The organism is Pelagicoccus sp. SDUM812005 (genome assembly GCF_031127875.1).
Lineage (GTDB): Bacteria > Verrucomicrobiota > Verrucomicrobiia > Opitutales > Opitutaceae > Pelagicoccus.
Map to the genome: position 1 here is coordinate 26,654 of NZ_JARXIA010000003.1, position 22,292 is coordinate 48,945.

Below are 22,292 nucleotides of genomic sequence, written 5' to 3' on the forward strand. Positions count from 1 at the left end.
TTTTTAACGCTTAAGTTGTCGGTATAACAAGTTCTAGCCGGCACTATGTGTGCTTTGAGGGAATAATGCATTTTTGGTTTTTCCTGCTGTCCGGCGGGGGTTCCATTCAGGGAAAACTATTTTTCGACTTGCTTAGATATAAGGCTTATTTACGTGAAAGTACGATCGGGATTGGCTGTTTAGCGCTTAGGTTTGAGGAGCTAGACTGGCCGCTCGGGACGGGACGTTTGGTGCCAGTTTTACGTGGTTGGTTGGGAGGAGGTGTGGGGGATTGAGGGATGTTGGGTTTGGGGTTCGGCTTTGTTTTATAACCACTACCGTGTTGCGAGAGGGGCGACACTCGAAGAGGGGAGCGAGGAGATATTTAGGGGGGGCGATGGATTTGTTGCGGGAGGATCTTGCATTGCGGTCGCGGGCTGAAGCACCGCGCTACGAGGGGGCTTGCATTGCGGCGTGTCAGCAAGCGTCAGCCCTACGGAGGGGCTGCAATGTAGGATCGGGGGAGGGGGCGCTTGGAGTGGGATGCAAGAAACGCCTCCGGGGTGGGAGGCGTTTCGTTTTTTTGGAGTTAAAGTTCGATGCGGTAGAGGACGGAGCTGAGGGCGGGGGCTGTTATGCCTTGGCGGGGATTGGCTTGGCTCTCTGTGGCATCGACTTGGCGGGTTTGGCCGGGAGCGTTGCGGGCTCGGTGGTCCGGACCGGTGATGGTCCAGACTGTGGCTTGCGGGGGTAGGTCCAAGCCGGAGAGGTCGAGGGTGGCGGCTTGGTCGGTGGGATTGACGACGCTGATGGTGAGGACTTTGCCGTCGGTGGATTGGGAGGCGGCGACGTCGAGGCTGCCGTGGGCGTCGATGGGGAGCTGCAGGGGAATGGGCTGCCATTGGGCTCGGTAGAGCTTGAGGGCGATGCCGGTGGTGGCTAATTCGGCTTCTGTCTTGGAAGTCTTGATACATCCGATGACGTTGACGGTCTGGGCGTAGTTGGCGATCTGGATGAGGTCGCTTTGGCGGTAGAATTCGTGGAGGGCGACGACGGTGCCGAGGGCGTCCTTGAGATCGTAGACGCAGCCGAGCTCGCCGTACTGGTAGTCGCGGTGCCAGTAGTTCCATTCGTCCATGGCGATGGGCATGGTTTTGCCGCGGAGCTCTTCGATCTGGGGCTGGAGGCGGCGGTGTTCGTCGGTGATGCGGCGGATTTGATCGCGCATGAGGGTGACGTGTTCGACGGTGGGGAGCTCGCCTTGGGTGGTCCATGGGGTTTGGCCGGAATAGAAGTGTTCGGAGATCATTTCCATGTGGTCGGCGGACTTTTCCATCATGCCGACGGACCAGAGCTTGTTGGCTTTGGCTTGTTCGGGGTCGTGGTCCTTGTTGATTTGGTCGACGGCACCGACTCCGATGAGGACGAGCTGGTCGTCGACGGCCCGCATGGCGTCGGCGACTTCGTTGTGCTTGAGCACGTAGTGGTCGAGCTGCATGAAGCCGAGCTGCCAGGGGCCCCACATTTCGTTGCCGACGCACCAGTACTTGACGTGGTAGGGCTCGTAGTTGCCGTTGTCGACGCGCCATTGGCCGCCGATGGTGTCGCCGGTGGCGTTGCAGTACTCGACCCATTGGGCGGCGGAGTAGGCGTCGCCGAAGCCGGTGTTGGCGGCGATGGTGGGCTCGGTGCCGATCTCGCGGCAGAAGTCGATGAACTCGTCGGTGCCGAAGTCGTTGTGCTCGACGCCGGTCCAAGCCGGGTTTTTGCGGGGAGGACGGCGGTCGCGGTCGCCGATGCCGTCGCGCCAGTTGTAGCCGGAGACGAAGTTTCCGCCGGGCCAGCGGTAGATGGGGGCGTCGAGCTCCTTGAGAAGCTTGAGGGTGTCGGCCCGCATGCCGCGTACGTTGTCGGCGGGCATGAGGGAGAGGGTGCCGACGAGGGCGTGGCCGGAGCTGACGGCTACGGTGAGGCTGGCCTTTTCGGAGTCGCTGGCGGCTTCGAAGGTGTAGGGGAACTTTTGATACGCTCCTTCGGGGACGGTGAAGGTGGCGGTTTGGGCTTTGGCGCCTTGGGGGTTGTCGGCGAAGCGGACTTCGACGGTGCTGCGTTCGGCGCCGGCGTTGCGGAGCCAGATGTAGCCGTCGTAGGACTTGCCGGCTACGATGGCGAGGTCGTGCTGGCGGATGGCGGCGCCGGCGGCGAGGGCGGGGGTGTACTGGCCGACGAAGGATTCGGCGGTGGTCATCTGGACGCGTTCGGGGCTGCCGAGGATTTGCCAGGGGGAGGCTCCGACGACGGGGAAGGCGGTGTCCTGGAGGCTCTTGTAGGGATCGTAGTCGGGGGTGATGGGGAAGTAGAATTTGCGGTCTTCGAGCATCTCGGCCCAGATGCCGCCGTAGACGCAGCGGCCGAGGTGCTCGATGAACTGGCCGTAGATGAAGGGATTGATGGGGGCGCCCGTTTTCTGGAGGTCGATCTCGAGGGCGCGGGAACTGGGGGCTGGGGTTGAGTGGGCCATAGGGCTGAGGGCGGCTATGCCGAGGACCGCGAGGGTCTGGGTCAGTCGGTTCATGATTTGGGTCGGGGGTTGGGTATTGGGTAGTATGTCGTCGCTCGCTCGCTGGCGGGTGTCAGGTGATAGTTTGGCGCGCCTGCCCGGGGACCGCCAACGGGGGCGCGGCTTTACTGTTAAGTAATTCGCGGTTTGGCGGTGGGGCGGGGGTAGAGCAGGCTGCGTTTGTCCGTCGCCTGGATCATTCGGGCGAACTACCCTGAACCTTTGCAACCCTGAGATGCTAGAAATGAACTTTCGTCCGTCCCGCCTTTTCTCCCTGTTTACTCGATTCGCCGCGGCGCCGCTTTTGTTGGCCAGCGTTTTTCTCTCCGGATGCGGAGGCGGTGGGGATTCCGCCGAGAAGAAGGTGAAGATCGGCTTTGCCCAGGTGGGGGCTGAGAGTGTGTGGCGTACGGCCAATACGGACTCGATGCAGAGCGAGGCGAAGAAGCGCGGGGTGGACCTGAAGTTTTCGTCGGGCGAGGGGAAGCAGGAAAACCAGATCCGCGCCATCCGGAGCTTCGTGGCGCAGGGGGTGGATTTGATTATCCTATCGCCCATCGTGGAGACGGGCTGGGATCCGGTTTTGAAGGAGGCCAAGCGGGCGGGAATTCCGGTGTTGTTGATGGACCGCGAGATCGAGACGGCGGACGAGTCCCTGTACGCGGCTTTCATCGGGTCGGATTTCGTGGAGGAAGGCCGTTTGGCGGCCCAGTGGATGGTAGAGAACGTGAAGGGCGAGAAGGTGAATATCGTGGAGCTGGAGGGGACGCCTGGATCGGCCCCGGCTATCGATCGCCAGACGGGGTTCAAGGAAGTGGTGGACGAGCATTCTCGCTTCACGATTATCGAGTCGCAGAGCGCGAACTTCCGGCGTTCGGACGGTAAGGATTTGATGGAGTCGCTGCTGAAGCTGCACAAGAAGATCGACGTGGTGTATGCGCATAACGACGACATGGCCTTGGGCGCGATCCAGGCGATCGAGGCGGCGGGGCTGAAGCCCGGCAAGGACATCGTGATCATTTCGATCGATGCGATCAAGGAAGCCTTCGAGGCGGTGGTCGCTGGCAAGATCAACTGCATCGTGGAGTGTACGCCGCTGTTTGGCCCGCTGGCTTTCGACATGGCGGAGAAGATCTTGAATGGCGAGGAGTACGAGCGTCGCGTGGTGATGAAGGACAGCGTCTTCGACCAGAGCAACGCGGCGGCAGCGATCGACTCTCGCAAGTATTAGAATTTAGGATACGGAAACTGATGAGGGCGCGTCTTGCTGGCTGGGTGAACTCTTGGCGGCAACGCGCTGAGCGTCTGCTCCCTCGTATGGGGGAGAATGGGCTTAAATGCGTGACAAGGTTGAGCGTGGGCTTGAGCTTGCGAGAGAGCGGCTATGTCAAGTTACCACTCAATGTTGTTGAATCCTCCAGCCGTTTAGGCGGAGGCAGTGCTTTTCAGCGAAGGGCGCTGTTTGGTCGGTGGTTTGGCTTATCTGCGGTTAACGAACTTTATAGCGACGGTGTATTATGAGTAAGGATGCGACTCCTCTTTTAAAGGTCAGCGGGCTCTGCAAGCGATTTGGCAGCGTGCAGGCGTTGTCTGACGTGAGCTTCGAGTTGAGGGCGGGAGAGATCCACTCTCTGCTGGGGGAGAACGGCGCTGGCAAGTCGACCACGATCAAGTGCATCACCGGGGTGCATCGTCCGGAGTCGGGAACGGTGGAATTGAACGGTCGGGAGATCGCTCCTCGCAGCCCGCGGGAGGCGGAGCTGAGCGGGATCGGGACCGTTTACCAGGAGGTCAACTTGCTGCCAAACCTGTCGGTGCTCGAAAACATCGTGTTGGGACGGGTGAAGACGGGGGCGCTGGGCAGGATCGATTGGAAGGATGCCCGGCGGCGCGCCAAGGCGGCGTTGGGCAAGCTGGAGATGGATATCGACTTGGAGGCGCGGCTTTCGAGCTTGCCGGTGGCGATGCAGCAGCTGGTGGCCTTGGCCCGGGCCTTGGAGGTGGATTCCAAGGTTTTGATTTTGGACGAGCCGACGGCGAGTTTGGACGAGGCGGAGGTCGAGAACTTGTTTCGCGTGATGAATCTGCTGCGGGACAAGGGAATCGGTATCATCTTTATCACGCACTTCCTGGATCAGGTTTTCCGTATGAGCGATCGCATGACGGTTTTGCGCAACGGGCGTTATATCGTAACGCGGGATGCGAAGGGCCTGAGCAAGCAAGACTTGCTGCAGGACATGCTTGGCAAGGCTTTCGAGGAGATGCAGAGCCGTGGGGCGGCCTTGGACGCGATCGCGGAAGATCGGGCGGGGCGGGCGACGCAGTTGCAGGTCCGCAGTCTGGGGGCTCCGGGAAAGATCGATTCGCTTGAGCTCGAGTTGAGGGAGGGCGAGGTCGTAGGGTTGGCCGGTTTATTGGGGTCCGGGCGTACGGAGTGCGCTCGCTTGATCTTCGGCGTGGACAAGGCTACTGCGGGATCGCTCGAACTGAAGGGGAAGCAAGTCAAGCAAGGCGTACCCAGCGAGTCGATACGCGAGGGGATTATGTTGGCTTCCGAGGATCGCAAGGCGGAGGGGATCTTTCCCCATCTGACGGTTCGCGAGAACATGATGATCGCCTTGCAGTCGCGACGTGGGGCTTTAAATCCGGTGTCGCGCGAGGAGCAGGATGCGATCGCGGAGAAGTATATCAAGGCGATGCGGATCAAGACTTCCGGGCCGGAGGCGAAGATCAAGGAGCTCTCCGGAGGGAATCAGCAAAAGGTGTTGCTGGCTCGCTGGCTGGCGGCGGAGCCGAAGGTTTTGATATTGGACGAGCCGACCCGTGGTATCGACATCGGCGCTCGGGCGGAAATAGAGAAGCTGATCGAGTCGCTCAGCGAGGATGGGCTTAGCATGATTATGATTTCATCGGAAATGGATGAGGAAGTGCGCTGCTGCCATCGGGTTTTGGTGTTGCGCGACAGGAAGGTGATCGGGGAGCTGCGAGGTTCGGCGATCACGGAGAGCGCGATTGTTAGGAAGATTGCAGACCATGAGTAAGGCGATGGAAGCTACTGTATCGAAAAAGTCGTTACGCGACAATCCGCTGGTTTGGCCCTTGGCAGGCTTGGCTTTGGTGGTGGCGTTTAATTTGGTGACCGGACCGGAATTTTTCTCGGTAAGCGTGCGGGATGGGCATCTGTATGGAAACCTGGTGGACATCTTCAGCCAGGGCGCTCGCGTGATGTTGCTGGCCTTGGGGATGACTTTGGTAATCGCTACGGGCGGGGTAGACTTGTCGGTGGGCGCCGTGATGGCGATCGGCGGAGCGCTGTGCGCGACGCTGGTAACGCAGTTGGGCTATGGCCTTTACTTGGCCTTGCCTCTGACGCTGCTGATGGCGGGCGCTTTGGGGTTCTTCAATGGAGCGATGGTGGTGGCTGGTCGGATACAACCGATCATTGCGACCTTGATCCTAATGGTTGCGGGACGAGGCGTGGCTTTGTTAATCACGGATAGCGACGTGGTGAAGATCCAGGATCCGGCTTTCTTGTATTTAGGAAAAGGTTACATCTTGGGCGTTCCGTTTTCGTTGTGGTTGGTGGCTGCTGTTTTTACTGTCATGGCCTTGCTGATACGAAAGACGGCCTTGGGGCTGTTGATCGAAGCGGTGGGCGACAACGAGCACGCGAGCCGTTTCAGCGGGATCGAGGCGGGTCGCTTGAAGTTGATCGTGTACGCGGTGTGCGGGGCATTGGCCGGTATGGCTGGCGTGCTCGATGCGGCTTCGGTGAGCGCGGCGGACCCGATGCGCGTGGGCGAGCTGAAAGAGTTGGACGCGATTTTTGCGGTGGTGATCGGCGGCACGGCTTTGACGGGCGGACGGTTTTTGCTCTTCGGCTCGATCTTGGGAGCCATTCTTTTGCAGGCTTTGACCTTGACGCTCTATAATGCCGGCGTGCCGGCGGCGGTCGCTCCGGTGCCTAAGGCGATCGTGATCGTAGGGGTGTGCCTGCTGCAGTCGGACCGGTTCCGCAAACAGATTTCCAATATTATCAAGATCGGAGGAAAGGCGTCATGAAGATTTCGCTACGGTCCAATCCGCTTTATGCGACGATCGGCGTCTTGGCGTCGCTCTTCGCAGTGGCCTCGTTTAGCTACGAGGGGTTTTTCTCACTTCGCGTGATCGCGAATCTGTTCACGGACAGTTCTTTCCTTGGCGTTACGGCTTTGGGGATGACGGTGGTGATTCTGTCCAAGGGGATAGACCTTTCGGTGGGCTCGGTGATCGGATTTACGACGATCTTGGTGGCTTACCTGGTGCAGGATGCGGGAGTGTCGGTGCCGGTGGCTTGGGGGATCGCATTGGTGGTCGGCGTCTTGTTCGGGGCGGCGATGGGCGCCTTGATCGTGGTTTACGATTTGCCGTCTTTCCTGGTGACCTTGGGCGGGCTCTTCTTCGCCAAGGGGATGGGCTTCGTAATCAGCAGCAGCTCGATCGGCATCCAAAACGAGTTTTACGATGCGGTAGTGGGAATCCAGATACAGGTGGGTCCGGGAGCTTATCTCGGGGCGGGGGCCTTGGCGTTTATATTGTTTTTCGTGTTCTGCTTATACTTGCTGAAATGGACGCGCTTCGGTCGCTATGTTTATGCGGTGGGTGGCAACGAGGATTCGGCGCGGCTGATGGGCTTGCCGGTGGATCGGGTGAAGATCGGCGTGTATGCGTTTAATGGATTCTGTTCCGCCTTTGCCGGCATCCTGACCACGCTCTACATGGGCAGCGGCAACCCTTTGACGGGAGTGGGCATGGAGCTGGACGCGATCGCGGCGGTGGTGATCGGCGGCACCTTGTTGACCGGCGGCATCGGCGGAGCGACGGGGACATTGCTCGGGGTGCTGACCTTTGCGGTGATCCAGACCATCCTGAATTTCGATGGGCGCTTCAAGCCGGCCTTCCTGCGTATCGCGATCGCAGCCTTGTTGCTCGGCTTCATCCTGACCCAGCGGGCTTTGGCCCGCGGGAAGGAGTAGCCGCGGAGATTGCCGGGCAATCGTAGACGCTTGGGAAGCTCCGCTTCGTCGAGGCGGAGAGCTTAGGCCGTGGGGCGGGCCAATGTTACGTTGCGCGGGGCTGGGGCTTTTAGGTTGCGGGGGCGGGCTGATGGTCGCAGAAAGGGGCCCCGATGGATACGCTTTTGACGCTTCTTCGGGCATTGATCGGAATTGTTGGCTTGCTGGCTTTGTGTTGGTGGCTGAGCGAGGACCGGAAGCGGATCGATTGGAAGCTGGTGGGGATCGGGATCGGGCTGCAGGTGTGCTTGGGAGTCTTGATTTTGAAGGTGCCGCTTTTCCATGCCGCGATGGAAGGAGTGTCCGGATTTTTCAATCGGCTAGTAGGCTTTAGCGATGAGGGGGCGGCTATGGTGTTCGGTTCGATGCCGCGGGATGTGCCGGTGTTTGGCATCGCTTGGACGGTGTTGACGGCGATCGTCTTTTTCTCGGCCTTTTCGGCGATTTTGTACCACCTGCGGGTGTTGCAGGCCTTGGTGTTTGGCTTCGCCTGGCTGATGAGCAAGGCCTTGAAGCTTTCGGGAGCGGAGTGTTTGGCGGCGGCGGCGAACGTGTTTATCGGGCAGACGGAGGCGCCTTTGGTGGTGAAGCCTTACCTGAAAGGCATGACCCGTTCTGAGATCAATGCCTTGATGACCGGTGGCATGGCCACGATTGCAGGGGGCGTGCTGGCGATTTACATGCGCCAGTTGGGCGGGGACGACGAGCTGGCGCGCATCGCTTTCGGGAAGCATTTGTTGACGGCTTCGGTACTGAGCGCTCCGGCGGCTTTGGTGGCGGCGAAGATGATCGCTCCACAGCGCGAGCGGGTGGACGAGCAGGTCGCCTTTCCGAAGGAGAAGGAGTACGATGGCTTGCTGGATGCGGCCACCAAGGGGACCTCGGATGGCTTGAAGCTAGCCCTGAACGTGGGGGCGATGCTGGTGGCCTTTACGGGCTTGGTGGCTTTGCTCAACTATGTGGTAGGGGCGTGGGTCGGGGAGTGGACCGGTTTGAACGCTTGGGTGGCTTCCGCTACGGACGGACGTTTCGCGGCCTTTAACTTCAGCTTCGTCATCGGGGTGGTGAGCGCTCCCTTCGCGTGGTTGCTGGGAGTGCAGAACGCGGATCTTTTGATCGTGGGGCAACTCTTGGGAGAGCGGCTGGTGTTTAACGAGTTCTTCGCCTACTTGCACATGGCGCAGCTGAAGGATGCCGGGGTGCTGACGGATGGAAGGACGATCTTGATCCTGACCTACGCCTTGTGCGGCTTCGCGAATATCGCTTCGATCGGAATTCAGGTGGGCGGCATTGCGGCGCTGGAGCGAAGCCAGCGTCCGAACCTGTTACGCTATGGGTTTCGCTCCTTGTTCGGAGGGATGGTGGCTTGCTATATGACGGCGATCGTTGCGTCCACGATACAAAGCGGTATCTAAAAAGGGCAAGGCTAGCGGGGAATTTGAATTATGGATACGAAGAAAGTTTATTTGGCGGGCGGTTTGTTCGACCTGAGGCAATTGGCGGGCAATGCCCAGTTGGCGGAGTGTCTAGAGTCGAGCTCCGAGGGACGGTATAAGGTGTATTTGCCGCAGGACTACGAACCGGAGTCCTTGGAGGCGAAGGCGATCCGCGATAGCGACTTTCGAGGAGTGCTCGACTGCGACGCAGCGGTATTCCAATTCGATGGGACGGAGTTGGATTCCGGCACGGTGGCGGAGTTCATGGCGGCAAAGTTCGCGGACATTCCGGCGGTGGCGCTGCGCACCGATTTTCGGCGAGGCGGGGATCGAAACGAGGAACCGTGGAATTTGATGTGCAGCTTTTATCCTAGAACGGTGTCGCTAGTGGTGGATGCGATGCAGCTGTATGTGGAATCTGGGCACGCGAGCTTCGGGGGCGTGGAGGCGTCGCGAAAGGCCACTCAGCGGCTGGCGGAATTGTTGCTAGGGAAGTTGGACGAGGTGGTGTCGCTCCCGCCGGTAGCGGTGGAGGGTGCGAATCGCCGCGAGGATTTGGAACGCCTGTTGGGGATGTAGCAGATGGAGGCGCTGCAAATCGTTCGAAGGGAGCTCGGGTTGGAGCGGGCGGGGCGGATTTGCGCTTTGTGGGCTGAGGTTTGGCCGAGAGCCAATGCGGAGGGCGCTCCGCTGGAGGAGCGGGCGGAGGCCCTGCTGGCAGACGAGCTGCTGGACCAGCGGATGGAGCCGGGAAGCGAGCTCTTCCATGTGCTGGAGGAGGAGGGGCAACTTTTGGCGGTGGCTCGCAGCTTCGTGAGGAAGATTCGCTTCGAGGCCACCGGAGCGAGCTGTTCGGTGCTCGCCTTGGCGGGAGTGTGCAGTTCTCCGTCGCTGCGGGGGCGAGGGCTGGGGAAGGCGGTAGTCTTGGATGCCTTTGGGCGTTTGGGAAGGGAACTGGATTGGTGTCTCTTTCAGACGGGAGTGCCGGAGTTCTACGAGCGGCTGGGCGCCTGCCGCGTATACAACGAATTTCGCGATTCCGTATCGGGCGCAGGGGAGGAGAGTCCTTGGTGGGATGCCTATGTGATGGTAAAGAGCGTGGGGAGGAATTGGCCCGCGGGACGGGTTGACTTGTGCGGTGTCGCCTATTGATTGAGGCGTATGGGGCGTAACTTTATAGAGAAGCGGATTATCAAGGAAGGCATCGCATTGTGCGAGCGGCGTATTGAAATGAAGGGTACGCCGATCACGGCGGACGATCTGAAGGATATCGAGGTGAAGACCTTTTCGCCGGTCTTGCAGGCTTTCTATTGCGTGGTGGGCGTGTCGTTCGCTGTATTCGGAATTTGGGTGCAGATCGAGACGCGTAGCATGATCCAGTCGATATTGCCGGTGCTGTTCGGGGTGGGCAACGTAGCCTTCGCCTTGCACGGTCGCCCGCGGAAAGTGCGGGAGATGGAGGGCGAGTTGAACCTGATGGACCTGACGGCGGAGATCGTGCAACGCTTCGTGGACAAGATGGAGCCGAAGGGGAGCCGCTAGGCGGCGATCGGGGTTGCAATGTAGGTCCCCGTCATTTTGAGTTTTCGGACAGTCGACTTATGAAGGTTCATACCATTGAGATAGCGAGCGCGATCGAGCAAGAGCTCCAAAGCTTTTTGAAAGACTGGGGCGGTGGCTATCCGATGAAGTTTACGCGTTTCATCGACTTGGGTGGACGGCAGACGGACTTGTACGTTTATACGGCGGAAGCGGGCGCCTCGCCTTGGATGATCATTCGCATCAAGAGCGTGATGAAGTCCGAGCAGGGCGAGTGCATCCAGGTTTTCGTGAATGTGGCGGGCAAGGCCAAGGCCCATGAGGAGACTTTGGTATCGCCGGAGGTTTGGAAGCTGCCGGCTTTGGCGGATCGGATCCTGACTTTCGCCAAGAACGACATGCTGGCCAAGATCGCCGAGGGCGGCGCTGCCTTGCCGGAAGGCGGCGGTGGCGCGGACGCTGGCGGCCAGCTGGGCGCGGGGCCGGCCTCGGATGACGACGATGAGGACTACGACGATCTCGATACGGCGGGCATCTTGGCGGGCGATGGGGGCGGCGCTTCGATGGATTTCAATCCGGAAGACGTGATTGCCCAGGCCAACCAGGATGGGGGCGACGATGAGGTGGACCCCAGCGACTTGATTGCCAAGATGAACGCGGAGGGCTCCGACGACGATGAGGAGATCGTGGATCCGAGCTCGTTCATCCAGCAGGCGAACGAGGAATCGGAAGAGGACAAGTAGCGGGTTTTAGGAATCGCGCGTTGTCTCGGAGGGAGCGGTGGGGCTCCGGTGTCGCTGCGCTTGTGGAGCGGCCTAGAAATTGGCTACGACGCGGGCGAGCGAGGTTCGGATCTCGGTGACGCTTTCCTTGAATTCGTCGAAGGAGAGGCCGGTGCGCGGGAGGTGGGCTTTCCAGTCGGTCCAGTAGTTGGACTCGCCGTGCAGGCCTTTGCCGATTTTTTCGGCGATGCCGTTGGAGAGGTTGAGAAGGTGGATCAGCGGGAGGGAGCGCGGGGCTTCTTCGGGCTGGTACTGGTGCTGGATGGTGAGGGAGGTTTCTTCGGGAAAGTTCCAGGAGACGAGGATGAAGCCGGCGACGGTGGGGTTGGTGATGCCGAAGTTGTTTTGCTCCCAGTCGATGAGGGGGAGGTTGGATTGGGTGTTGTAGCTTGGGTACTGGGGATCGTTCTTGACGCAGTAGTCGAGGACCATCTTGCCCATGTTGCGGAGCAGGCCGATGGTGTAGGCCTCTTGGTCGTCGTAGCCGATCTTGCGGGCGAGCACTTCCATGCTGATGCCGCAGGCGAGGGAGTTTTCCCAGAGCTGGGAGCCGGAGATGTTGTAGACGCGGTTGTGCTCGGCGAATAGTTGCTTGGAGGCGGCGAAGCCGACGAGCTTGAAGAGTTCGCGGAAGCCGACGCGGTTGATGGCTTCGTCGAGGGTGTCGACGGAGGTGCCGAGCGAGTACATGGCGCTGTTGCTCAGGCGCAGGACGCTGGCGGTGAGGGCGGAGTCGGCGTTTACGAGGTCGGTGATGTCGCTGAGATCGGTGGAGGGATCGCGCAGGAGCTTGCTGAGTTTGCCGAAAATGCGTGGCGAGGAAGGCAGCAGCTTGGCGGCTTCCTTGAGCTCGGCGGGAGAAATTGTGTTCATCGGTGGCACTAGTGCTGATTAATCGGCGAAGAGGGCTGTATCTGTAGGCCAAGAGGGGGTGGATTGCTCGCAGAAAGGGCACTTTATGGGGGGATTTACGAGTCGGCGCTTTTGTGGGCGAGGAGGGGAGGATGGCCTTGAGTTTTGCAAGGGAGCGGGGATGCTTCCGAGCTATGGCTTTCGACTATGTGCTGGAGCGGGAACTTGCTTTCAATGAGACGGATATGGCGGGGATCGCCCATTTTTCGAATTTCTTTCGCTGGATGGAGATCGCGGAGCACGCCTTTCTGAAGTCGCTGGGGATGGAGCCGGTGGTGCAGGAGCGCGACCAGTTTTGGGGCTGGCCGCGGGTGCGGGCGAGTTGCGAGTACCATTCGCCCTTGCGTTTCGGGGACCGCTTCGAGGTGCATCTTTTCGTGAAGGAGATCAAGCAGAAGTCGGTCGTCTACTTCTTTCGGGTGCGCAAGCGGGAGGCGGACGGAAGCTACACGGCGGTGGCGCGGGCGGAGATGACGTCCGTGTATGCCGGCTTCGACGTGCCTTCGCGGAGCATGGCGGCCCTGGACCTGCAGGCGGACTTGCTGGCGAAGATCGAGGAGGCTCCGGCGGAGCTGATGAAGGCGGCCCGCAACCAAGGGCGAGCTTAGCGCGATGGCGAGGGAGGACGGCAAGGTGTCGGGAGCGGTGGCTTTGCTCTCCGGGCTGAGCGGGTGGAGCTTGGTTTTCTTCGGCGGTTTGAGTCTGCTGGCGGTTTGCTTTTCCTGGTCTTGGCCGGGGGCTTTGATCGGGGCTCTGCTGCTGGCGCACGGGGTTTGGGAGCTGCGTTGGCGTGGTCGGTTGCTTTCGAAGGGCGATTCGGTTAGCGGTCGTCGTTTGGCCTGGAACCAGTTGGCCTTGGCGGGCAGCGTCGCGCTCTACCTCGGCTGGCAAGCGGCGGTCCTGGACCGGGACGAGCTGGAAGCGATGTTTGCGCGGGAGCCTTTGCGGGGCTTGATGCAGCAGCTGCCGGTCGAGATGGCGGAGCAGCTAACGCGCGACTTCCCGCAGCTGCTCGCGGGAGCTTACGGGGTGGCGGGTCTGCTGGTTTTGCTGGGCTGCTTGGGAATGGCCTTGATGTATTTCAAGGCGGGGCGGCGCGAGGCGGCTTAGAATTTGCGCCCGCGGGCTTGGATGATCTTGAGGTGTTGGGCCTGGACCTTGCCGCGCTGGGCTTTGTTGGCGGCAAGTTCGTTGATGGTGTCCCAATCTTCCTCGTCAGGGGTGAACTCTTCCCATTGCTCGAAGCGGCCGGCCTGACGGTGGAAGGTGAGCTTGTTGCCGTAGATACGGGCTTCGATCTTGAGCTTGCCCAGCTCTGGGTCTCGTTTGTTCCATCCGATTGGTCGTGGCATAGGGGCGAATTGAGCGCGACTCGCGGGGGCGGCTCAATGCCAAAATTCAGGGGATGTGGGGCGAGCGTTCGGGGAGGGGAAGCTAAGGGTGGTGAGCGCAAAAAAAGCGGCTCCCGTGAAGGGGAGCCGCTGGAAAGTGCAAGAGTGTGTCCTGAGCCGAGGTGGCTTTATGCTGTTGGGACCTCGGAGATCGTCTTGAGGACGCGCGAGCAGATCTGGTATGGGTCGCCCTGGGAATTTGGACGACGGTCTTCGAGATAGCCCTGGTACTTGTCGTTCTTGACGAAGCTGTGCGGTACGCGGATGGAAGCGCCGCGGTCGGCAACGCCCCAGGAGAACTTGTCGATGGACTGAGTTTCGTGGAGGCCGGTGAGGCGAAGGTGGTTGTCTGGACCGTAGGCGGCGATGTGCTCGTCCTTGTTCTTTTCGAACGCGTCCATGAGCTTGAGGAAGTACTCCTTGCCGCCAACTTCACGCATGTACTTGGTGGAGAAGTTGCAGTGCATGCCGGAACCGTTCCAGTCGCCCTGGAATGGCTTACAATGCCACTCGACGTCGATTTCGTACTTTTCGCAGAGGCGCATGAGGAGGTAGCGAGCTACCCAGATGTCGTCGGCGCAGTTCTTGGATCCCTTGGAGAAAACCTGGAATTCCCACTGGCCCTTGGCGACTTCGCCGTTGATGCCTTCGTGGTTGATGCCTGCAGCCAAGCAAAGGTCGAGGTGCTCTTCGACGATTTCGCGAGCGATGCTGCCGACGTTCTGGTTGCCTACGCCGCAGTAGTACTCACCCTGTGGGGATGGGTAGCCGTCTGCTGGCCAGCCGAGAGGACGTCCGTCTTCGTAGAGGAAGTACTCCTGCTCGAGGCCGAACCAAGTGTCTTCGTCGTCGATGATGGTCGCGCGGTGGTTGCTTGGGTGTGGCGTTTCGCCATCTGGCATCATTACTTCACAGAGAACGATGTAGGCGTTGTCTCCACGAGCGGCGTCTGGGTAAAACTTTACTGGCTTGAGCACGCAGTCAGAGCTGCTGCCTTCCGCCTGCTTGGTCGAGCTGCCGTCGAAGCCCCAGAGAGGGAGATCCTCAATGCTCTTAGGCGCTTCGTTGCCGAGGCGGGTTTTTCCACGAAGATTTGGCACGGGCGAGTAGCCGTCGAGCCAGATGTATTCGAACTTATATTTAGCCATAGATTTTTGATTATCGTATAGGGTTTGGAAGTCCCGAGTTAGGATTGGCAATTCCGTAGGAGTGGCGCCGCCATGGGACGGGTTCCGAAATCAGCAAAAGGCGCGCCTACTTTCAACTAATTTTACTTTTACCTTCCAAATAATCGATCTCCTTCACACTTTTGTAGGGGAAGCTCAATTTCGATCATGCAAGAGATCAAAGATACGCAAAGGGCGGAGGTACGCATCGGCTTCGACGGTCGCGTCCACAAGAAGTACAAAGGCCAACTCTCCAAGGAGCGCTACGAAAACGAGGTGCGCGTGCTCAAGTACCTGGAGGAGAAGGGCTGCGACTTCGTGCCCAAGATTCTGGAGGAGTATCCGGACGAATTGTACATCGTGACGACGAACTGTGGCCACATCGTGCACAAGATCAGCCCTGAAAAGGAGAAGGCGGTATTCGACGCCTTGGAAGCCTACGGGGTACGGCACGATGACGCCTTTATGCGAAACATCACCTACAGCCCGCACCTGGGGCGTTTTTGCGTGATCGATTTCGAGTTCGCAGTGATTTTGGAGTCGGGCGAGGGCCTGACCATCAAGGACGCCGAAGAGGCGCGAGGCGGGGATTATGAGCGCAAGGTCCAAGACTGATTCAGGGGATAATATGAGCGAGAAGGTTTCGCTGTCATGGACGGGGCTGACCCATCCGGGTAGGTTTCGGAAGAACAACGAGGACGCGTTCCTGGCGGTCACTTTCGACGCGGAAGGCCTGCAGTACTTGGGCAAGAGCGGCACGGCGGACCTCGATCGCGGCGACTTCGTCTTCGCGGTGAGCGACGGCATGGGCGGCGCCAATGCCGGCGAGTTCGCGAGTCGGGTAGCGGTGCAAAAGATCGCGGAGCTGCTGCCGAAGTCCTTCAAGCTGGGCGCCTACGGCCTGCAGCGCGGATTCTCGGATATCTTGACGGAGCTTTTTCAGCGTATCCACAAAGAGATGACGCAGATGTCTGCCTACTACGAGGAGTGTCGCGGAATGGGGGCAACCTTGAGCCTCGGCTGGATGTCTCCGGGCTGGATGCACTTTTGCCATATCGGAGACAGTCGCATCTACTATTTCCCGAGGGATGGCGGCAGCCGTCAGTTGACCGAGGACCATACGCACGTGGGATGGCTGTTTCGCTCCGGCAAGATCAACGAGCGAGAGGCCCGTACCCATGGCGAACGCAATTTGCTGCAGCAAGTCCTGGGCGGAAAATGCCTCAAGATCGACCCCCAGGTGGGCTCGGTGGGGATCGAGCCGGGGGACCGCTTCGTTTTTTGTTCGGACGGAGTGACGGACGGCATTTGGGACCGTCGCGTGGAGGAGCTGGTGCGGAATCCTCCGCCCCGTTTCGCGGAGCTGAATCCAGCTAACCGTCTGGTGCAGGACGCCTTGGAAGAGTCGGGTCGTGACAATATTACGGCGGTGGTCGTGGAAGTTCAGTAGAGCGGATGAAAAAAGTAGAAGTTTTCGGCAGCAATCTCTGCCCGTATTGCCACAAGGCGAAGGCCTTCTTGAAGAAGCATAAGATCCCCTTCGCATGGCGGGAGATCGCGATGGTGGCGGGCGTGAAGCTGCCTACCAGCAACTTCAAGGAGATGAAGCGTCGCTCCGCTGGGCAGACCACAGTTCCGCAGATTTTCGTGGATGGGCAGCACTACGGAGACGAGGATAGGCTCTTCGCCGACGAGCGTAGTGGGCGGTTGGATACTGTGTTTCGGTGAATTGAGTGGTCGCGCTGGAGCCCGGCGCTACGCCACGAAAAAGCCGCTCTCCGTGAGGGAAAGCGGCTTTGAAATTTGGATACGTTTCGCGCCTTAGCGGACGATCATCTGGTCGACGGTACCGCCGGCCGGGATCATGGGGAGCACGTGCTCGTCGTAGGGCGTGATGACGTCGAGCACGAAGGCTTCTTCGCTGTCGAGCATCTCTTGGATGGCGTCCTTGAGCTCGCTCTTCTTGTGGACGCGGCGGCCGGGGAGGCCAAAGCCTTCGGCGATCTTGACGTAGTCCGGGTAGAGTCCGGCGAGGTTTTCGGGAGTGCCGATGTTGTTCTCGTCACCGAGGATGGTGTTGCCGCGTACGCTGTTGTAGAAGCGGTCTTCCCACTGCACGACCATGCCGAGGTGCTGGTTGTTGAGGATCATGGCCTTGGCGGCGATCTTTTCGATCTTGGCGGTGGCGAGCTCCTGCACGTTCATGGCGAAGGATCCGTCTCCATCGATATCGATAACGTGGCGGTCTGGGCAGGCGACCTTGGCGCCGAGGGCCGAGGGGTAGCCGTAGCCCATGGAGCCGAGTCCGAGGGAGGAGATCAGGCTGCGCGGGTGGTTGAAGTTGTAGAACTGGGCGGCGAACATCTGGTGCTGGCCGACGCCGGTGGTGATGATGGCTTCGCCCTTGGTGAGCTCGCAAAGCACTTCCACCGCGTGCTGCGGAACGATGTGTTCGCTCTTGGTGTAGGAGAACGGGTAGTCGCGCTTCCACTCGGCGCACTGGTTTTGCCAGGCTTCGAGGTTAGGCTTCTTGAATCCCTTGGAGTCCATCAGCTCGTTCATGCGGCCGAGGGCATGCTTGATGTCGGAGACGATGGGGTGGTGAACTATCTTGTTCTTGTTGTGCTCGGAGGGGTCGACGTCGATGTGGACGATTTCCGCCTGTGGGGCGAACTTGGATACGTCGCCGGTGATGCGGTCGTCGAAGCGAGCTCCGAAAGTGAGCAGCAGGTCGCTCTGGTGGACGGCCCAGTTTCCGTAGGCGGAACCGTGCATACCGAACCACTTGAGGGAGAGCGGATGGGTTTCGGGGAAGGAACCGGCACCCATGAGGGTAGAGGCGACGGGGATGCCGGTGCGCTCCGCGAACTCGGTGAGCTCCTTGTGGGCTTCGGCTGCTACGACGCCGCCACCGAAGTAGATGACGGGACGCTTGGCGTCTTCGATAAGGTTGAGGACGTTTTCCAGTTCGCGGTCGCTGGCCTTTTCGGGAAGCTTGGACTCGCGGTAGGGGACTTCTTCGTCGCTGAGCCAAACGGGATCGATCTTGGCTTGCTGCACGTCCTTGGGGATGTCGACCACGACGGGGCCGGGGCGTCCGGTGGTGGCGATCTTGAAGGCTTCCTTCATGATCTTGGGCAGGTCGTTGACGTCGAGCACGAGGTAGCTGTGCTTGACGACGGGGAGGGTCATGCCGAAGAAGTCGGTTTCCTGGAAGGCAGCCTTGCCGATGAACTTGGAGTAGACCTGGCCGGTGATGCAGACGAGCGGGGTGCTGTCCATGAACGCGTCGGCGATAGCGGTCATGAGATTGGTGGCGCCGGGACCGGAGGTCGCCATGCAAACGCCAGCTTTGCCGGTGACGCGGGCGTAACCTTCCGCAGCGAAGGAGCCGCCTTGCTCGTGGCGAGGCAGGATGGTGCGGATGTCGTCCTTGCGCTTGGCGAGGGATTGGTGCATCTCGAGCGAAGCTCCGCCAGGGTAGGCGAAGATGACGTCGACGCCTTCGCGGATCAGTGCTTCGACGACGACGTCGGCACCATTCATTTGTTGCGTAGCGGCAGTCTTGTCAGGGGACGATTTGAGATCTTGGTTTGCGCTCATGGTATTAAAAAATCCGGCTGTTTTGTAAGAGGGGGGATGCGGCTCAGGACGCGGCTTCCTTGATGGGCACGATCTTGCCGTCGGAAACGTCTTCGTCGGTCACGCCGATTTTGCGAAAGCGTTGGTAGCGTTGCTCGATGCGTTCTTCGGGAGTCATCTTCTTGAGCTCCGCGAGCTGGGCTTCGATGGCTTCCTTGAGGGTGGCGGCCGCGGCGTCGGGGTCGTTGTGGGCTCCGCCGATCGGTTCCTTGACGACGCCGTCCACGATGCCGAGCTTTTCGATTTCGGTCGCTCCGAACTTGAGGGCTTTGGCGGCTTGCGGAGCCTTGGCGCGGTCCTTCCAGAGGATGGCGGCGCAGCCTTCGGGGGAGATGACGGAGTAGTAGGCGTTCTCGAGGATGAGGATCTTGTTGGCGACGGCGATGCCGAGCGCTCCTCCGGATCCGCCTTCGCCGATGACGGTGGAAATGATAGGGGAGCCCATGAGGCTCATTTCGCGCAGGTTGACCGCGATGGCTTCGGAGACGTGGCGCTCTTCCGAGGCGACGCCCGGGTAGGCTCCTTGGGTGTCGACGAAGGTGATGATGGGCATATCGAACTTGTCGGCCATCTTCATGAGGCGCAGGGCCTTGCGGTAGCCTTCCGGATAAGGGCTGCCGAAGTTGTGCTTGAGCTTTTCGCGGGTGGTGCGGCCCTTGTGCTGGGCGATGACCATGACGGATTCGCCGTTGAGGAAGGCGGTCCCGCCGATGATGGCGCGGTCGTCGCGGAAGGCGCGGTCGCCGTGCAGCTCTTGGAAGCCGGTGAAGATGCGCTCGATGTAGTCGTAAGCGTAGGGGCGCTGCGGGTGGCGAGCGAGTTGAACGCGCTGCCAAGGAGTCAGGTTGCTGTAGATGGACTTCTTGGTTTCCGCGATTTTCTTTTCGATACCGCGGATCTCCTTAGACAGGTCGATATTGTTTTCAGCGGACAGCTGGTGCAAGTGCTCCATCTGCTCGATGAGGCCGCGAAGCGGCTGTTCGAAGTCTAGTGCGTAGTTGTTGTCCATAGGCCTATCCCGTAAAAAGGGGTGGAATTTGGGTGTTATCTCGACAATGTCGAGGCTTTAACGACGGTGGTTTGGGAGTGGAAAGTGGTGCAGTGGACCGTGCTCAAGCGAGGTCTGCCTGCCCTTGTTCGGAGTCCGGGTTTTGGATTTGCTCCTTCCAGCCGGCCATGCGGGCTTGCGCTCCGAAATGCTCGGCCTTTTCTTTCGATCCTTTTTCGAGCCAAATCCTTGAAAGGCTAGTGTTTACGAAGAGATCGTCGGGTCGCAGGGCGTGGGCTTTTTCGGCGGCTTGGAGGGCTTCGTCGTAGCGTTTCTCCGAGTAGAAAATCTCGCAGAGGGCGTGCCAGGCCTCGAAAGCGTCCGGCGATTCGGCGAGGGCGGCCTGCAGTTTGGCGATGCCGGCTTCGGCGTCTCCCATCGTGAAGTCGAAAGTGGCGTCTTCAACGATGTTGGTGATCGGTGCTTTTTGAAATTGGCCCATAGGGAGTGTGTTTTCGGTGAGATGAAAATCGTAGGGAGAGTACACGAAGCGGCTGCGCTTGTCAAAGGATGAGCATGGCGTCGCCGTAGCTGAGGAAGCGATACTTTTGCTCGATCGCCTCCGCGTAAATCTCTTTGAGCCAGGCGATTCCGCTGGTGCCGTCGGGGTCGAGGAAGGCGGAGACGAGACAGAGCAGGGTGGAATTGGGCTGGTGGAAGTTGGTGATGAGGGCGTCGACGCCGCGGAAGGCTCGGGGCGGGTAGATGAAGATGGCGGCTTCGCTGACGAAGTTGCCCGGTACGATGGCGTCGCTCTTGGCGAGGTAGTCCTCGACGCTGCGGACGCTGGTGGTGCCGACGCAGACTCTGCGGCGGACGGTGGCGTCGCGGAGGGCGGCTTGGGTGGCTTCCGAGATTTCGTAGATCTCGCGGTGGATTTGGTGGTCTTCGATCTTCTCGGTCTGGAGGGGCTTGAAGGTGCCCATGCCGACATGGAGGGCGAGGTCGTGGAAGCGGGCTCCCTTGGCTTCGAGGGCGTCGACCACGCTCGGGGTGAAGTGGAGGCCGGCGGTGGGGGCGGCGGCGGCCACGGATTTTTCGGCGGAGGCGTAGATGGTTTGGTAGCGTTCCTTGTCGGCCTCGTCGCGTTGGTCGGACTTTTCGCGGGCGATGTAGGGTGGCAGGGGCATCTTTCCGAGCTCGTCGGCGAGGGCGGCTACGGAGCTGTGCTTGGCGAGCTCGAAGCGGACGCGATACTCGGCCTTCTCGTTCTTCTCTTCCACGGAAGCGGAAAAATACCCTTCGCGGGAGAAGGTGGTGCCCACGGGTAGCTTCTTGCCGGGGCGTAGGAGGGTCCACCATTCCAGTCCGTCGTTGGTGGCGGGGCGGAGCAAGAGGCATTCGGCGGCGCCTCCGGTGGGGCGTTGGGCGAAGAGGCGGGCGGGCAGGACGCGAGCGTTGTTGCGGAAAAGGGCGTCGCCGGCCCCGAGGTACTCGGGGAGGTCGGTAAAGCGGCGGTGCTCGAGGCGGCGTTCCTTGCGGTGGACGACCAGGAGGCGGGAGGCGTCGCGGACGGCGGCGGGCTCTTGGGCGATGCGTTCTGCGGGCAGGTGGTAATCGAAGAGGGAGCTGTCCATGTTCGGCGTGGGAGGCGGGTGGCGCGCGCTTTTCTCACTAACGTTGATAGTGAAAGCGCTCGGTCTTGGTGTTGTGGTCCGGGCACAAAAAAACGACCAAGGTTGTGGTCGTTCTTTCGAGGAAATTGAAATGGTGGTGGGAACAGGATTCGAACCTGTGTAGGGTTTCCCCAGCAGATTTACAGTCTGCCCTCGTTGGCCGCTTGAGTATCCCACCGACCGGTGAAAGGCCGCCTAGAGTCCCCGTTTTGAATTAAAGATCAAGTGTAAATTTGAGAAAATTTCACCTTTCTTGTTTTTGGCTCATGCGGGGGCCTCGGAGGGCTTTGAGCTCTCCTAGAGCAGGCCCGATTCCTGGAAGCTGTAGTAGCCTTTGGAGCGGGGATCGTGTGCTGCGTTTCCAACTACAAGGTGGTCCAGCAGGTCGATGCCGAGGATCTTGGCGGATTCGCGGAGCTGTCGCGTGACTTTGATGTCGGCGGCGCTGGGGGCGGGGTCGCCGCTGGGGTGGTTGTGGGCGCAGATGACGGCGGAGGCTCCTTGGCGGATGGCTTCGCGGAAGACTTCGCGGGGGTGGACGAGGCTGTTGCTGGCGGTGCCGGAGGTGATCTCGACTTTTTTGATGAGGCGGTTCTTGCGGTTGAGGCAGAGGGTCCAGAACTTTTCGACTTCGAGGGCTTGGGTGTCTTGTCTCATGAAATCGAATACAAGGTCGGGGCTGTCGAGGATGGGGGCGCTGACGGGGGAGCGCTCGCGGACGCGGCGGCAAATCTCGACGATGGTTATCAGCTGCAGGGCTTTGACTTTGCCGATGCCTTTGATGGCGCGGAATTCGGCGTCGCTCCATTTGAGCAGGCCGTTGAGGGAGCCGGACTCCTGCAGGATTTCGGAGGCGACGCTGAGCACGTTTCGTCCTTTGCTGCCGCTGCGGAGGATCATGGCGAGCAGCTCGCAGTCGCTGAGGCTTTGCGGGCCTTGGGCTTCGAGGCGTTCTTGGGGGCGCTCGCTTACGGAGAGGTCGGCGAGCCTTGGGGTAAGGTAGGTCGAGGTGGGCATGAGGAGTTGGGTTTTCGTTTGGGGATCCGGGGATCTGCTTTCAGGCTCCGGAAGGGCGAAGGGTAACAGGCTTCGCGGAGGGGAGTAGAGCGCTTGGGGGCGGGCGTGACAAGCGCGCTCCTGCGATCTGCGTCCGGGGTCGCGGCCACG

Annotated in this window: 23 protein-coding genes and 1 tRNA gene; 14 read left to right on the plus strand and 10 right to left on the minus strand. The window is 60.2% G+C overall.

What is annotated here, in order from left to right; all coding sequences use genetic code 11:
• Positions 1-568: 568 nt before the first annotated feature.
• Positions 569-2,554: an alpha-L-arabinofuranosidase C-terminal domain-containing protein gene (locus QEH57_RS05300; RefSeq protein ID WP_309005648.1), complete on the minus strand. Its 1,986-nt coding sequence runs from the start codon at positions 2,552-2,554 to the stop codon at positions 569-571.
• A gap of 229 nt (positions 2,555-2,783) precedes the next feature.
• Between QEH57_RS05300 and QEH57_RS05305 the strand changes: the two genes are divergently transcribed.
• From QEH57_RS05305 to QEH57_RS05345, 9 genes are all read left to right on the plus strand, one after another.
• The gene (locus tag QEH57_RS05305; protein ID WP_309005649.1) at positions 2,784-3,770 is read left to right on the plus strand and encodes an ABC transporter substrate-binding protein; all 987 of its coding nucleotides are present in this window, start codon (positions 2,784-2,786) and stop codon (positions 3,768-3,770) included.
• Between the two features lie 286 nt (positions 3,771-4,056).
• Positions 4,057-5,580 carry a sugar ABC transporter ATP-binding protein gene (locus QEH57_RS05310; RefSeq protein ID WP_309005650.1) on the plus strand — a complete coding sequence of 508 codons (1,524 nt, stop codon included), beginning with the start codon at positions 4,057-4,059 and terminating at the stop codon, positions 5,578-5,580.
• On the plus strand, positions 5,573-6,601 hold the full coding sequence (locus tag QEH57_RS05315) for an ABC transporter permease (protein ID WP_309005651.1): 1,029 nt from the start codon (positions 5,573-5,575) through the stop codon (positions 6,599-6,601). The genes QEH57_RS05310 and QEH57_RS05315 overlap by 8 nt, the downstream gene beginning before the upstream one ends.
• The gene (locus QEH57_RS05320) at positions 6,598-7,554 is read left to right on the plus strand and encodes a hypothetical protein (protein ID WP_309005652.1); all 957 of its coding nucleotides are present in this window, start codon (positions 6,598-6,600) and stop codon (positions 7,552-7,554) included. The genes QEH57_RS05315 and QEH57_RS05320 overlap by 4 nt, the downstream gene beginning before the upstream one ends.
• 152 nt (positions 7,555-7,706) lie before the next feature.
• The gene (locus tag QEH57_RS05325) at positions 7,707-9,008 is read left to right on the plus strand and encodes a nucleoside transporter C-terminal domain-containing protein (protein ID WP_309005653.1); all 1,302 of its coding nucleotides are present in this window, start codon (positions 7,707-7,709) and stop codon (positions 9,006-9,008) included.
• Between the two features lie 30 nt (positions 9,009-9,038).
• Complete coding sequence (locus tag QEH57_RS05330) at positions 9,039-9,608, plus strand: nucleoside 2-deoxyribosyltransferase (RefSeq protein ID WP_309005654.1); 570 nt, start codon at positions 9,039-9,041, stop codon at positions 9,606-9,608.
• Positions 9,609-9,611: 3 nt separating this feature from the next.
• On the plus strand, positions 9,612-10,181 hold the full coding sequence (locus QEH57_RS05335; protein ID WP_309005655.1) for a hypothetical protein: 570 nt from the start codon (positions 9,612-9,614) through the stop codon (positions 10,179-10,181).
• A gap of 9 nt (positions 10,182-10,190) precedes the next feature.
• Positions 10,191-10,571 (plus strand): hypothetical protein, encoded by a 381-nt coding sequence (locus QEH57_RS05340; protein ID WP_309005656.1) that lies wholly within the window; start codon positions 10,191-10,193, stop codon positions 10,569-10,571.
• 59 nt (positions 10,572-10,630) lie between these two features.
• Entirely contained in the window at positions 10,631-11,311 is a 681-nt protein-coding gene (locus tag QEH57_RS05345; RefSeq protein ID WP_309005657.1) for a hypothetical protein, read from the plus strand.
• A 72-nt stretch (positions 11,312-11,383) separates the two neighbouring features.
• On the opposite strand, the gene QEH57_RS05350 is transcribed toward QEH57_RS05345, so the two are convergent.
• Entirely contained in the window at positions 11,384-12,223 is an 840-nt protein-coding gene (locus QEH57_RS05350; protein WP_309005658.1) for an HDOD domain-containing protein, read from the minus strand.
• Between the two features lie 173 nt (positions 12,224-12,396).
• Between QEH57_RS05350 and QEH57_RS05355 the strand changes: the two genes are divergently transcribed.
• Positions 12,397-12,870 carry an acyl-CoA thioesterase gene (locus QEH57_RS05355; RefSeq protein ID WP_309005659.1) on the plus strand — a complete coding sequence of 158 codons (474 nt, stop codon included), beginning with the start codon at positions 12,397-12,399 and terminating at the stop codon, positions 12,868-12,870.
• A 4-nt stretch (positions 12,871-12,874) separates the two neighbouring features.
• Positions 12,875-13,372, plus strand: a complete 498-nt coding sequence (locus QEH57_RS05360) for a hypothetical protein (RefSeq protein WP_309005660.1) — start codon at positions 12,875-12,877, stop codon at positions 13,370-13,372.
• Here QEH57_RS05360 and QEH57_RS05365 read toward each other — a convergent pair.
• Both QEH57_RS05365 and QEH57_RS05370 read right to left on the minus strand, forming a co-directional pair.
• Positions 13,369-13,614, minus strand: a complete 246-nt coding sequence (locus tag QEH57_RS05365; RefSeq protein WP_309005661.1) for a hypothetical protein — start codon at positions 13,612-13,614, stop codon at positions 13,369-13,371. The genes QEH57_RS05360 and QEH57_RS05365 overlap by 4 nt on opposite strands.
• A 167-nt stretch (positions 13,615-13,781) precedes the next feature.
• On the minus strand, positions 13,782-14,801 hold the full coding sequence (locus tag QEH57_RS05370; protein ID WP_309005662.1) for a glutamine synthetase beta-grasp domain-containing protein: 1,020 nt from the start codon (positions 14,799-14,801) through the stop codon (positions 13,782-13,784).
• A 186-nt stretch (positions 14,802-14,987) separates the two neighbouring features.
• On the opposite strand from QEH57_RS05370, the gene QEH57_RS05375 reads away from it, so the two are divergent.
• From QEH57_RS05375 to QEH57_RS05385, 3 genes are read left to right on the plus strand one after another with little or no spacing between them, the layout of a single operon-like run.
• Positions 14,988-15,434 (plus strand): serine/threonine protein phosphatase, encoded by a 447-nt coding sequence (locus tag QEH57_RS05375; protein ID WP_309005663.1) that lies wholly within the window; start codon positions 14,988-14,990, stop codon positions 15,432-15,434.
• Positions 15,435-15,447: 13 nt separating this feature from the next.
• Entirely contained in the window at positions 15,448-16,269 is an 822-nt protein-coding gene (locus QEH57_RS05380) for a protein phosphatase 2C domain-containing protein (RefSeq protein ID WP_309005664.1), read from the plus strand.
• 5 nt (positions 16,270-16,274) lie between these two features.
• On the plus strand, positions 16,275-16,547 hold the full coding sequence (locus QEH57_RS05385) for a glutaredoxin domain-containing protein (protein ID WP_309005665.1): 273 nt from the start codon (positions 16,275-16,277) through the stop codon (positions 16,545-16,547).
• Between the two features lie 93 nt (positions 16,548-16,640).
• Here QEH57_RS05385 and ilvB read toward each other — a convergent pair whose 3' ends face one another.
• The 6 genes from ilvB to radC form a co-directional block, all read right to left on the minus strand.
• Positions 16,641-18,422 (minus strand): biosynthetic-type acetolactate synthase large subunit, encoded by a 1,782-nt coding sequence (gene ilvB, locus QEH57_RS05390; protein ID WP_309005666.1) that lies wholly within the window; start codon positions 18,420-18,422, stop codon positions 16,641-16,643.
• Positions 18,423-18,465: 43 nt separating this feature from the next.
• Entirely contained in the window at positions 18,466-19,470 is a 1,005-nt protein-coding gene (locus QEH57_RS05395) for an acetyl-CoA carboxylase carboxyltransferase subunit alpha (RefSeq protein ID WP_309005667.1), read from the minus strand.
• 103 nt (positions 19,471-19,573) lie between these two features.
• A complete protein-coding gene (locus tag QEH57_RS05400; protein WP_309005668.1) occupies positions 19,574-19,951 on the minus strand; it encodes a tetratricopeptide repeat protein in 378 nt (125 codons plus the stop codon).
• A gap of 61 nt (positions 19,952-20,012) precedes the next feature.
• On the minus strand, positions 20,013-21,086 hold the full coding sequence (gene queA, locus QEH57_RS05405) for a tRNA preQ1(34) S-adenosylmethionine ribosyltransferase-isomerase QueA (protein ID WP_309005669.1): 1,074 nt from the start codon (positions 21,084-21,086) through the stop codon (positions 20,013-20,015).
• 131 nt (positions 21,087-21,217) lie between these two features.
• A tRNA-Tyr gene (locus QEH57_RS05410) sits at positions 21,218-21,303 on the minus strand.
• A gap of 119 nt (positions 21,304-21,422) precedes the next feature.
• Positions 21,423-22,142, minus strand: a complete 720-nt coding sequence (gene radC / locus QEH57_RS05415) for a DNA repair protein RadC (RefSeq protein WP_309005670.1) — start codon at positions 22,140-22,142, stop codon at positions 21,423-21,425.
• Positions 22,143-22,292 lie beyond the last annotated feature (150 nt).